Annotated in this window: 13 protein-coding genes and 1 tRNA gene; 6 read left to right on the forward strand and 8 right to left on the reverse strand. The window is 58.3% G+C overall.

The genetic code is table 11. The features are described from left to right. Positions 1-6 precede the first annotated feature (6 nt). The 7 genes from pth to ACP7B0_RS09040 form a co-directional block, all read right to left on the reverse strand. Complete coding sequence (gene pth / locus ACP7B0_RS09010) at positions 7-591, reverse strand: aminoacyl-tRNA hydrolase (RefSeq protein ID WP_426140904.1); 585 nt, start codon at positions 589-591, stop codon at positions 7-9. Between the two features lie 164 nt (positions 592-755). Continuing rightward, complete coding sequence (locus tag ACP7B0_RS09015) at positions 756-1,370, reverse strand: 50S ribosomal protein L25/general stress protein Ctc (protein WP_426140905.1); 615 nt, start codon at positions 1,368-1,370, stop codon at positions 756-758. A gap of 138 nt (positions 1,371-1,508) precedes the next feature. Next, a complete protein-coding gene (locus ACP7B0_RS09020; protein ID WP_002552145.1) occupies positions 1,509-2,450 on the reverse strand; it encodes a ribose-phosphate pyrophosphokinase in 942 nt (313 codons plus the stop codon). A gap of 45 nt (positions 2,451-2,495) precedes the next feature. Next, a tRNA-Gln gene (locus ACP7B0_RS09025) sits at positions 2,496-2,570 on the reverse strand. Positions 2,571-2,607: 37 nt separating this feature from the next. Continuing rightward, on the reverse strand, positions 2,608-3,459 hold the full coding sequence (gene ispE / locus ACP7B0_RS09030; RefSeq protein WP_426140907.1) for a 4-(cytidine 5'-diphospho)-2-C-methyl-D-erythritol kinase: 852 nt from the start codon (positions 3,457-3,459) through the stop codon (positions 2,608-2,610). A gap of 2 nt (positions 3,460-3,461) precedes the next feature. Next, complete coding sequence (gene lolB / locus ACP7B0_RS09035) at positions 3,462-4,079, reverse strand: lipoprotein insertase outer membrane protein LolB (protein ID WP_426140908.1); 618 nt, start codon at positions 4,077-4,079, stop codon at positions 3,462-3,464. A 4-nt stretch (positions 4,080-4,083) separates the two neighbouring features. Then, positions 4,084-5,811 carry a tetratricopeptide repeat protein gene (locus ACP7B0_RS09040; protein ID WP_426140909.1) on the reverse strand — a complete coding sequence of 576 codons (1,728 nt, stop codon included), beginning with the start codon at positions 5,809-5,811 and terminating at the stop codon, positions 4,084-4,086. A gap of 224 nt (positions 5,812-6,035) precedes the next feature. Here ACP7B0_RS09040 and hemA point away from each other — a divergent pair, with 224 nt between their 5' ends. The 6 genes from hemA (at position 6,036) to ACP7B0_RS09070 (ending at position 11,417) form a co-directional block, all read left to right on the forward strand. After that, the gene (gene hemA, locus ACP7B0_RS09045; RefSeq protein WP_426140910.1) at positions 6,036-7,313 is read left to right on the forward strand and encodes a glutamyl-tRNA reductase; all 1,278 of its coding nucleotides are present in this window, start codon (positions 6,036-6,038) and stop codon (positions 7,311-7,313) included. Beyond that, positions 7,310-8,392 carry a peptide chain release factor 1 gene (gene prfA / locus ACP7B0_RS09050; RefSeq protein ID WP_426140912.1) on the forward strand — a complete coding sequence of 361 codons (1,083 nt, stop codon included), beginning with the start codon at positions 7,310-7,312 and terminating at the stop codon, positions 8,390-8,392. Before hemA ends, prfA begins: the two co-directional genes overlap by 4 nt. After that, complete coding sequence (prmC, locus tag ACP7B0_RS09055) at positions 8,393-9,226, forward strand: peptide chain release factor N(5)-glutamine methyltransferase (RefSeq protein WP_426140914.1); 834 nt, start codon at positions 8,393-8,395, stop codon at positions 9,224-9,226. Next, on the forward strand, positions 9,220-9,990 hold the full coding sequence (locus tag ACP7B0_RS09060) for a molybdopterin-synthase adenylyltransferase MoeB (protein WP_426141539.1): 771 nt from the start codon (positions 9,220-9,222) through the stop codon (positions 9,988-9,990). The genes prmC and ACP7B0_RS09060 overlap by 7 nt, the downstream gene beginning before the upstream one ends. Continuing rightward, on the forward strand, positions 9,983-10,783 hold the full coding sequence (gene murI / locus ACP7B0_RS09065; RefSeq protein ID WP_426140915.1) for a glutamate racemase: 801 nt from the start codon (positions 9,983-9,985) through the stop codon (positions 10,781-10,783). Before ACP7B0_RS09060 ends, murI begins: the two co-directional genes overlap by 8 nt. A 115-nt stretch (positions 10,784-10,898) precedes the next feature. Further along, positions 10,899-11,417 carry an acyloxyacyl hydrolase gene (locus tag ACP7B0_RS09070; RefSeq protein WP_426140917.1) on the forward strand — a complete coding sequence of 173 codons (519 nt, stop codon included), beginning with the start codon at positions 10,899-10,901 and terminating at the stop codon, positions 11,415-11,417. A gap of 109 nt (positions 11,418-11,526) precedes the next feature. On the opposite strand, the gene ACP7B0_RS09075 is transcribed toward ACP7B0_RS09070, so the two are convergent. Next, on the reverse strand, positions 11,527-11,841 hold the full coding sequence (locus tag ACP7B0_RS09075; RefSeq protein ID WP_426140919.1) for a YkgJ family cysteine cluster protein: 315 nt from the start codon (positions 11,839-11,841) through the stop codon (positions 11,527-11,529). Position 11,842 lies beyond the last annotated feature (1 nt).

The raw sequence follows: 11,842 nt of genomic DNA on the forward strand, positions 1-11,842 counted from the left end.
GTGATGTCAGGCCTTCTGGCTGTGCAGGTTTTTCATCGCTCGGTTCCATTCCCCGGCGAAGATATCCGGCAGCACGCCGAGGGCAAAGTCGATGCTGGCGTCCAGTTTTTCCTGCTCGGCGCGAGGCGCTCGACCCAGAACAAAACCGGAGACCTTGCTGGCGTCGCCCGGGTGGCCGATGCCAAGCCGCAAGCGGTGAAAAGTATTCTGATTGCCAAGCTGCGCGATGATGTCGCGTAGCCCGTTGTGACCGCCATGGCCGCCGCCCTGCTTGAGCTTGGCGACGCCCGGTGGCAGGTCGAGTTCGTCATGGGCCACCAGGATCGCCTCGACCGGAATACGGTAGAAACCGGCGAGTGCCGCGACGGACTGGCCGCTGCGGTTCATGAACGTGGTGGGGATCAACAGACGAACATCCTGACCCTGGTGACTGAAGCGCCCGGTCAGGCCAAAAAATTTGCGCTCGGCGACGAGATTGACCCGTTGCGCGTCAGCGATACGTTCAACAAAAAGAGCCCCTGCGTTATGCCGGGTCTGTTCGTATTCAGCGCCTGGATTTCCCAGGCCAACGATCAGTTGTATGGCAGTCACGACAGGGGCCCTTCTTTAGAGTTGTGGATAACACCGCTGATGACAGCGACAAACGTGGACAAAAACTGCTCATTTACCATGATGTAAACTCCGCGATCCTGCCCGATTTGCCTGCTGTCTTTCACGATGCTTCCAGAGCAACTCCGGCGTTACCCAGTAATGAATTACTCGGCGGTGCCTTCTTCTTCTTCTTCGCCTTCTTCAGCGGCAACAACGCGTGGAGCGTGAACGTTGGCAACAGCCAGGTCGTTACCGTGCGCCAGGGCCACGAACTCAACGCCTTTAGGTGCTTTGAGGTCGGACAGGTGAACGATCGAACCGATTTCCAGAGCAGACACGTCTACTTCGATGAACTCAGGCAGATCTTTCGGCAGGCAGGTAACTTCCAGCTCGGAAGTGACGTGCGAAACTTCGCCGCCTTTCTTCACTGGAGCTTCTTCACCGATGAAGTGTACAGGCACGATAGCGGTCAGTTTCTGGCCGGCTACAACGCGTACGAAGTCGGCGTGCATCACGTGGCCTTTGGCCGGGTGACGTTGCAGTGCCTTGATGATTACGTTCTGCTTCTTGCCCGCTACGTTCAGCTCGATGATGTGGCTGTACGAAGCTTCGTTTTCCAGCAGCTTGGCAACTTCTTTGGCCAGCATGCTGATGGACTCAGGGGCTTTGTCGCCACCGTAGACTACAGCTGGAACCAGGCTTGCGAGACGACGCAGGCGGCGGCTCGCACCTTTCCCCAGGTCGGAACGCAGTTCAGCATTCAAAGTAAATTCGTTCATGTTGTTTCTCCAAATTAACCACATCCGTCTTCGCGTTTGCGACCAGCGCTAAGACGGTATGGGCAAAAAAGCCCCGCCCTGACCGAATGTCAGGGCGGGGCGCTTTTCGTCTGCGAAATGTTTTGCCGGGACAAGCCCTTAGCGGAACATCGCGCTGATCGATTCTTCGTTGCTGATGCGGCGGACCGCCTCGGCGACTACCGGAGCAATATCCAGTTGACGGATACGGCTACAGGCCTGTGCTGCAGCGGACAACGGGATGGTATTGGTTACCACCAGTTCGTCCAGCACGGAATTTTCAATGTTTTCGATCGCCCGGCCCGACAGCACAGGATGCGTGCAGTAGGCAAAGACCTTGGCAGCGCCATGCTCTTTCAAGGCTTTGGCCGCGTGGCACAAGGTGCCAGCGGTATCGACCATGTCATCGACCAGAATACAGGTACGCCCTTCGACATCACCGATGATATGCATCACTTCAGAGTGATTGGCTTTCTCACGGCGTTTGTCGATGATCCCGAGGTCGACACCCAGGGATTTGGCAACGGCACGTGCACGCACGACGCCACCGATATCCGGGGAAACGATCATCAGGTTTTCGAAGCGTTGATCTTCAATATCATCCACCAATACAGGGGAGCCGTAGATGTTATCTACCGGAATATCGAAGAAACCCTGGATTTGGTCAGCATGCAGATCAACCGTGAGAACACGGTCGATCCCCACCACGGTCAGCATGTCAGCGACAACTTTCGCGCTGATAGCCACACGTGCGGAGCGCGGACGGCGATCCTGACGGGCATAACCAAAGTAAGGAATCACAGCAGTGATTCGGGACGCTGAGGAGCGACGGAAGGCATCAGCCATCACGACGAGTTCCATCAGGTTGTCATTGGTCGGTGCGCAAGTCGGCTGAATGATGAAGACGTCCTTACCGCGGACGTTTTCATTTATCTCAGTACTGATTTCACCATCGGAAAATTTACCGACGGAGACATCACCTAGTGGGATATGCAGCTGACGTACGACACGTCGAGCCAGATCGGGGTTAGCGTTCCCCGTAAAGACCATCATCTTGGACACGCGCAGTACCTAGAGGCTGAGGGTAACCTGGATGAGTATAGAAAATGGCAGGGGCGGCTGGATTCGAACCAACGCATGGCAGGATCAAAACCTGCTGCCTTACCGCTTGGCGACGCCCCTGTATCTGTTGCATCGAGTACCCAGTACCCGGTTCCTTTTAGAGCAGATCTTGCAGCTTGCGATGCAACATTGACACGTTGCTTCCTTTCGCTACAAACCCTGTAAGGGTCTCTGTAAGAAGGGCCGAGACTTTATCAGCTTCAGCTTTGTTTGGGAAGGCCCCAAACACACAACTTCCAGTTCCGGTTAATTTTGCTTCGGTAAATTTACCTAACAAATTCAAAGCGTTACGTACATCTGGATAACGCCTTGCTACAACCGGTAAGCAGTCATTTCGACTGTTTCCCTTGGGAACGGGGCGCACTTTAATGGGAGGAGTGTTACGTGTCAACAGTGGATCTGAAAAAATTTCCGCTGTACTTACAGATACTTGCGGCACGAGGACCAGATACCACGGTTCTTCAAGGTCTACAGGGGTGAGTTTTTCACCCACGCCCTCGGCAAACGCAGCATGTCCATGGACAAAAACCGGGACGTCCGCGCCCAGGGAAAGGCCCAGCGCCGCGAGTCGGTCTGCGTTCCATCCCAGGTTCCACAAATAATTCAAACCCAGCAGGGTCGTGGCAGCGTCAGAGCTTCCGCCGCCGATACCGCCGCCCATGGGCAGGCGTTTTTCCAGCCAGATGTCCACGCCGAGCTCGCAGCCCGATTGTTCTTGCAGCGCACGAGCGGCCTTGATGATCAGGTTGCTGTCGTGGGGAACGCCCGGTACGTCGGTCTGCAAGCGAATGTCGCCGTCCTGGCGAACGGCGAAGCTGAGTTCATCGCCGTAATCGAGAAACTGAAACAGGGTTTGCAGTTCGTGATAGCCGTCAGGACGACGGCCAAGAATGTGCAGCATCAGGTTCAGTTTGGCCGGGGCGGGCAGTGTCAGGCGAGGCTCGCTCATGTTTACTGCCCCAGTTTGCGCGGTTGCCAGTCCTTGATGACCAGCGTGACGTCGAGGTCCTGGCCATGCAGTTTGACGCGTTCAGGCAGCCAATAGCCGTTTTGCTCGACATAGCTCAGGTATTGAACCTGCCATCCGTCCTGTTCGAGGCTTGCCAGACGGCTGTCGCCATCAAGCATCAGACGACTTTTGCTGTCAGGTGCGGGAAGGCCGCGTACCCACCAGACAAGGTGCGAGACCGGAAGCTTCCAGCCCAGTTGATCCTGCAGCAGTGTTTCGGGGGTGGCAGCTTCGTAGCGGCCCTGATTGGCGACTTCCAGGCTGACCGCGCCGGGGCGACCGGTGAGGCGCGCCGCGCCGCGTCCCAGTGGGCCGGACAGGCGGATGTCGTAGTAATCCTGGCGTTGCAGCCAGAACAGCGTGCCGCTCCCCGAGTCCTTAGGTGCACGGATGCCGACCTTGCCGTTGATCTGCCAGCCGTCGAGGCTGCTCAGCTGTTGTTTGTGCTGGCGCCATTGCGCCGGGTCCCCTTTGCCCTCCAGGGCTTCACGGGAAGAAATACCGGCGCAGCCGGCGAGCAGGGCGATGAGGCTGAAGACGATTACATGGCGCAAAAACATAGAATTAAAGAGTCTCGGATCCGGTCAGGCGCAGCAAGGTGCTACGCAAAATAGGGCTGTCAGGTTGTTGTTCCAGGGCTTTGCCCCAGACTTTTCGGGCTTCGCGCTGTTCGCCTTTGGCCCAGAGCACTTCGCCCAGGTGTGCGGCGACTTCGTGATCCGGGAAGCGTTCCAGGGCCTGACGCAGCAGGCGCTCGGCTTCGTCCAGATTCCCCAGGCGATAGTTCACCCAGCCGAGGCTGTCGAGCACCGCCGGGTCATCCGGGTTGAGCTTGTGAGCTTTTTCGATCAGTTCCTTGGCCTCTGCGTAGCGCGTTGTGCGGTCGGACAAGGTGTAGCCCAAGGCATTCAGCGCCATGGCATTCTCGGGTTCACGCTTGAGAATCGCCCTGAGGTCTTTTTCCATCTGCGTCAGATCGTCGCGCTTTTCCGCCAGCATTGCCCGTGTGTACAGCAGGTTCAAGTCATCAGGGTACTGCTTGAGCGCCTGGTTCAGTACCTGCCAGCCACGTTCGGCCTGATTGTTATTGGCCAGGGTTTCGGCTTCGATCAGGTACAGCTGAATGGCGTAGTCCGGTTGCGCCTCCCGGGCTTCGGTCAGACGTTTTGACGCTTCGGCTGCGCTGCCGTTGCTCATCAGGATATCGGCCTGACGCAGTTGCGCGGTCAGGTAATCGGCGCCCGGGCCGACCTGGGCGTATTCCGACAGGGCACTTTGTGGGTCGTTGCGTTCTTCGTGGATGCGTCCCAGATTCAGGTGCGCAGAGTCAACGTGCGCGTCACGGGCGATCAGGTCTTCCAGATAGCCCGCCGCTTCATCCCACGCCTTGGCTTCCAGGCAGACCAGCGCCAGGGAGTAGCGCAGGTCGTCGTCCTCGGGGAATTGCTGGACAAGGCTGGAAAACTGGGCCTTGGCATCTGTCATGCGATTGAGCTCGACCAGCATGCGTGCATAGGTCAGGCGCAAGCGTTTGTCGTCCGGGTATTTCTTGATGCTTTTTTCAAGGATCGGCAGGGCTTCCTTGCTGCGGTCCATGCCTTGCAGCAAGCGCACGCGCAGCAGGATAGGCGCGATTTCGCCTTCCTTGGGCGGATTGTCTTCCAGTAATTTCAAGGAATTTTCGGCGTCGCCGTTTTGTTGCAACAACAGCGCCTTGCCGAAAATCAGCTGGCCGTTGTTGGGGTACTTCACGAGCAGCCGGTCAAAACTGGTCAGCAGCGCACTGCGCGTTTCAGGGTCCGTTTCGGAGGCAGACAGCGCGAGAAAATCGAAATGCGTGTCGCCCTGGCCCTGAAGCACTTTTTCCATGTAGGTCATGGAGTCGTCGTAACGACCGGCGCGAGCCAGCTGGATGGCGGCGGCGCGCTGGGCTTCAAGACTGGCCGGGTCGTTTCTGGCCCAGATCATCGCGGTGTCCAGCGCGGCCTGATCGGCGCCCAGGTACTCGGCTATGCGGAACGCCCGTTCGGAGACACCGGGGTCCTGAGTCTTGATGGCCTCGGTGACGTAGTTGTCCAGCGCGATGTCGAAGCGGTTGCGCTGCCCCGCGAGCTCGGCGCTCAGCAGGCTGACCAGGGTTTCCTGGGTGAACGATCCATAGACCTGAGGCTTGCCTTCAGGTGCGGGGGGCGCGTCCTTCGGTGCAGGCGTGGCCTGTGGCTCAACGGGGGCCATTGACTGGCAGCCGCTCAGAAAGACAAGGGCAAGGAATAAAGCGGAGGATCTATTCATATATTAAGAAGGGGCGACTTACCTGCGGTTTGGGCATCATGACACAAGGCCGGGAGCAAACCCACAGCCGGTTGAAAACTGCCGGGGTGCATTTTTTGCACGCTACAGGTCCCGTTCAGGGGCGCCTGTACAGTGCGTCTATTAGGACAATAGTCTGCGGTGGTTGTTCTGAATCTATTGAAGTAGGACAATTGTCGGCTTCACGTCACCATCAGCGACCTTGAATGGCCTTCCTTGCACTTGGTATTAACCATAAGACTGCCTCGGTAGACGTCCGCGAGCGCGTGGCTTTTACGCCTGAACAGTTGGTAGAGGCCCTGCAACAGCTCTGCCGTCTGACCCACAGCCGCGAAGCTGCGATCCTCTCGACCTGCAACCGCAGTGAGTTGTACATCGAACACGATGAACTCGCGTCCGATTCCATCCTGGCCTGGCTGGCCGATTATCACCAGCTGAGCCTTGAAGAATTGCGTGCCAGTGCCTATGTGCACGAGGACGATGCCGCCGTGCGCCACATGATGCGCGTTGCGTCGGGCCTTGACTCGCTGGTGTTGGGCGAGCCGCAGATTCTGGGTCAGATGAAATCGGCTTATGCCGTGGCCCGGGAGGCGGGAACCATTGGTCCGCTGCTGGGCCGTTTGTTCCAGGCCACGTTCAGCGCCGCCAAACAGGTGCGTACGGACACGGCGATCGGCGAGAACCCGGTCTCGGTGGCCTTCGCCGCCGTCAGCCTGGCCAAGCAGATCTTCAGTGATCTGCAGCGCAGCCAGGCATTGTTGATCGGGGCGGGCGAGACCATCACGCTGGTTGCCCGTCATTTGCACGAACTGGGCGTCAAACGCATCGTGGTGGCCAACCGGACGCTGGAACGCGCCAGCATCCTGGCCGCGGAATTCGGCGCCCATGCGGTGTTGCTGTCCGATATTCCGGCCGAGCTGGTCAACAGTGACATCGTGATCAGCTCCACCGCCAGCCAGTTGCCGATTCTGGGCAAGGGCGCGGTGGAAAGCGCCCTGAAGCTGCGCAAGCACAAGCCGATTTTCATGGTCGATATCGCCGTGCCGCGGGATATCGAGTCTGAGGTCGGCGAGCTGGACGACGTTTATCTGTATACCGTCGATGACTTGCACGATGTGGTAGCCGAAAACCTGAAAAGCCGTCAGGGCGCGGCTATGGCGGCCGAGCAGATGGTTACCGCGGGCGCCGACGAGTTCATGTTTCGCTTGCGTGAACTGGCTGCGGTCGACGTGCTCAGGGCTTATCGCCAGCAAAGCGAACGACTGCGCGACGAGGAACTGCTCAAAGCGCAGCGCATGCTGGCCAACGGTGCCAATGCCGAAGACGTGCTCGTTCAGTTGGCCCGCGGTCTGACCAATAAATTGCTGCATGCACCCAGCGTGCAACTGAAAAAACTGTCTGCCGAAGGCCGCCTCGATGCGCTGGCCATGGCCCAGGAACTTTTTGCCCTCGGTGAGGGCTCGACGGATAAACCCCCGCGATGAAAGCTTCACTGCTCAACAAGCTGGATATCCTCAGCGACCGTTTCGAGGAATTGACTGCGTTGCTCGGCGACGCGGAAGTCATTAGTGACCAGAACAAATTCCGCGCCTATTCCCGTGAATATGCGGAAGTCGAGCCGATCGTCGCCGCTTATAAACAGCTCCTCAAGGCACTGGCGGATCTGGACGGCGCACAGGCGCTGCTCAAGGACAGCGATCCGGACATGCGTGAAATGGCTGTGGAGGAAGTCCGGGAAACCAAGCAGTTGCTGGCGGAGCTGGAAAGTCAGCTGCAACGCATGCTGCTGCCCAAAGACCCTAATGACGGCCGCAACGTGTTCCTGGAAATTCGTGCCGGAACCGGCGGCGATGAGGCGGCTATTTTCTCCGGCGACCTGTTTCGGATGTACTCCCGTTACGCCGAGCGACGTGGCTGGCGGGTGGAAATCCTGTCGGAAAACATCGGCGAGCATGGCGGTTACAAAGAAGTCATCGCCCGGGTCGAAGGCGATAACGTCTACGGCAAGCTCAAGTTCGAGTCCGGCGCGCACCGCGTGCAGCGCGTTCCCGAGACTGAATCCCAGGGCCGTATCCACACCTCGGCGTGTACCGTCGCGGTATTGCCGGAGCCGGATGAGCAGCAGGCTATCGAAATCAATCCGGCAGACCTGCGTGTTGACACCTATCGTTCATCAGGCGCCGGTGGACAGCACGTCAACAAGACCGACTCGGCCATTCGGATTACTCACTTGCCCTCGGGTATCGTCGTCGAATGTCAGGAGGAGCGCTCTCAGCACAAGAACCGTGCCCGAGCGATGTCCTGGTTGTCTGCCAAACTCAATGATCAGCAAACCAGCGCAGCGGCCAACGCCATTGCCAGCGAGCGTAAATTGCTGGTGGGTTCGGGCGATCGGTCCGAACGCATTCGTACGTATAACTTCCCTCAGGGGCGAGTGACGGATCACCGCGTCAATCTGACTTTGTATTCGCTGGATGAAGTTCTGGCCGGCGGGGTCGATGCAGTGATAGAGCCGCTGCTCGCCGAATATCAGGCAGATCAACTTGCGGCATTGGGTGAGTAAATGACCATCATCGCCAGCTTGTTAAGAAGCGCCGAGCTTCCCGATTCGCCGACTGCGCGTCTGGATATCGAATTGTTACTGGCCGCAGCGCTGGGCAAACCGCGCAGCTTCCTTCATACGTGGCCGGAACGCATTGTCAGCAGCGAAGCGGCGTTGACATTCGCGTCCTATCTGCAGCGCCGCCGAACCGGCGAGCCCGTGGCTTACATTCTGGGTCAGCAAGGTTTCTGGAAGCTGGACCTGGAAGTGGCTCCGCACACCCTGATCCCCCGGCCGGAAACCGAAATGCTGGTGGAGGCTGCACTGGAACTGGTGCCGGGCTTCGCGCCGAACCGGGTGCTGGACCTGGGCACCGGCACCGGGGCCATTGCCCTGGCACTGGCGAGCGAGCGCCCGAACTGGCAGGTCACTGCGGTCGATCGGGTGATCGAAGCCGTCGCCCTGGCTGAACGCAACCGTCAGCGTTTGCATCTGAACAATGCCAAGGTGCTGAACAGCCATTGGTTCAGCGCCCTTGAAGGGCAGCGGTTCGACGTGATTATCAGCAATCCGCCTTATATAGCCTCGGCAGATCCGCATCTTGACACCGGCGATGTGCGTTTCGAACCCAATAGTGCCCTCGTCGCCGGGGCCGATGGCCTGGATGACCTTCGCCTGATTACCCGCCAGGCTCCGGCCCATCTGAATGCCGGCGGCTGGTTGTTGCTTGAGCATGGTTACGATCAGGGCGCCGCCGTGCGCGACCTGTTGAGCGGCCAGGGTTTCGAAAAAATCCAGACTCGCCGCGATCTGGGAGAGCACGAACGCATCACCTTCGGATGCCTGCCGTGCTGACCGACGGGGAACTGTTGCGCTATAGCCGACAGATTCTGTTGCAGCATGTGGACATTGAAGGCCAGTTGCGCCTCAAGCAAAGTCGGGCATTGATCGTCGGCCTTGGCGGCCTGGGTTCGCCCGTGGCCTTGTATCTGGCTGCGGCGGGCGTTGGCGAGTTGCATCTGGCCGACTTCGATACGGTCGATCTGACCAATCTGCAGCGTCAGATCATTCATGACACCTCCAGCGTCGGTTTGGGCAAGGTCGATTCGGCCATTGCCCGGCTGACCGCGATCAACCCTGAAATCAGGCTCGTTGCTCATCGCCGTGCCCTGGACGATGACACCCTGGCTGCGGCGGTGGACGCCGTGGACCTGGTGCTCGACTGCTCGGATAATTTCGCCACGCGCGCAGCGGTCAATGCGGCATGCGTTGCTGCGTGTAAACCTCTGGTCAGCGGCGCTGCAATCCGGCTGGAAGGGCAGTTGTCGGTGTTTGACCCGCGCCGCTCCGAGAGCCCGTGTTATCACTGCTTATACGGGCACGGTACTGAAGCCGAGCTGACCTGTAGCGAAGCGGGCGTGATCGGGCCCCTGGTCGGCTTGGTGGGCAGTCTGCAAGCGCTTGAGGCGCTCAAGCTACTGGCTGGATTCGGCGAGCCCATGGTCGGACGCCTGTTGTTGATCGATGCGTTGACCACGCGCTTTCGCGAATTGAAGGTCCGGCGCGATCCGGGGTGCAGCGTCTGTGGTTCAGCCAACGAACAGGGCAAGCATGAGTAGAGCCAGTGATGCGCCGGTAGGTGTTTTCGATTCAGGTGTCGGCGGGCTTTCCGTGTTGGGCGAGATTCGCCGCCTGCTGCCGAACGAGTCATTGCTGTATGTCGGTGATTGCGGAAACATTCCCTACGGCGAGAAAACTCCGGAATTCATTCGTGAGCGGTGCATGGTCATCGCCGGTTTTTTTCGCCAGCAGGGTGCCAAGGCACTGGTCCTGGCGTGCAATACCGCAACGGCAGCCGCTGCCGCTCAACTGCGTGAGCGCTACCCGGATTGGCCCATCATCGGGATGGAACCCGCGGTAAAACCGGCAGCGGCCGCCACGCGCAGTGGCGTTGTCGGCGTGCTGGCCACTACCGGGACGCTGCAAAGCGCCCGATTTGCCGCATTGCTTGACCGCTTTGCCGGGAATGTCCGGGTCGTCACTCAGCCATGTCCGGGGCTGGTTGAGCTGATCGAAACCGGTGATCTGTCCAGCCCGACCATCAGGGCGCTGCTGCAAAGTTATGTTGATCCACTGCTGGCCGAAGGCTGTGACACCATTATCCTTGGCTGCACCCACTATCCCTTCCTCAAGCCGTTGCTGCGCGAAATGATCCCCGAGTCGATCATTTTGATCGACACGGGCGGCGCAGTTGCCCGGCAGCTCCAGCGATTGCTGGCCCGCGACGACCTGCTGGCCGATATTCCCGCCCGGGAGACGCTGTTCTGGACGAGTGCCAATCTGTATCATTTCAGAAATATCCTACCTACACTCTGGAAAAAAACTGACAGTGTGCGAAGCTTCGATTTGTAAAAAAATCGTGAAAAGGCGCTGTTTCGCTCTGAACTATTGTGTAAGCGAAGATTTCTATAGAAGCGTCTGGTGATGTAAAAATCTCTAATAACGGCTATCGGGTAGGAAGTATTTGATGAAGCGTCTTCTTTGTTTGGCTGCCGTTGCGGCTGCACTCGTGGGGATCAACACAACCGCTTACGCTGCAGGTGTCGAGTTCTCGGTCGGCCAGACCGGAGAGCACACTCAGACGTATCGGCTGGGTATGAAGTTTGACTGGGACAAAAGCTGGTTCCAGAGCGATGTCGGGCGCCTTACGGGCTATTGGGATGGCGCATACACCTACTGGGATGGGGATACCCACTCAAGCAACAACAGCGTGTCGTTTTCTCCTGTGTTTGTTTATGAGTTTGCAGGTGAAACAGTCAAACCCTACGTTGAGGCGGGTATTGGCGTAGCGCTTTTTTCCAGCACGGAAGTGGAAGACAACAAGCTGGGTTCAGCCTTCAGCTTTGAAGACCGAATCGGGTTCGGCCTGCGCTTTGCCGGTGGGCATGAAGTGGGTATTCGCGCGACGCATTATTCAAACGCCGGTATCAAAGAACCCAACGATGGGATTGAAAGCTACGCCTTGCATTACACAATGCCGCTTTAAGCTCACACGTTGCGTTGGAGCGACGCTTGTCCGCGAAGACGTCATTTCATTCGATAGATAGGTCGAATGGAATACCGATTCACGGGCAAGCCTCGCTCCAACGGGCTCGTTATAAATAAGCCGTTTCAATCCCTTGGCGCTCGTTCATGCAGTCTTGCGAGCCGGTCTCGAATTCTCTGCAGATCAGCGGTCGCCTTTCATAGATCGTGCACCTCATGGTGTTGCGATCCAGGGCTGCGCACCAGCCATCCTCCAGACGCAGCATGACCTCGCCGCCCCAGTCATCCGTGTCGATGTAACGTTCAGGCACGCCGGTGTCGGTGATCAGCATCACTTCCAGTTGGCAGCAGCAGGCGGCACAGGTTGAGCAAGTAATTGCCGTTTCTGTGCGGATTTGATGGGTTGCAATCAAGGTGGACGTCATA

Source organism: Pseudomonas sp. DWP3-1-2 (assembly GCF_049896285.1).
Lineage (GTDB): Bacteria > Pseudomonadota > Gammaproteobacteria > Pseudomonadales > Pseudomonadaceae > Aquipseudomonas.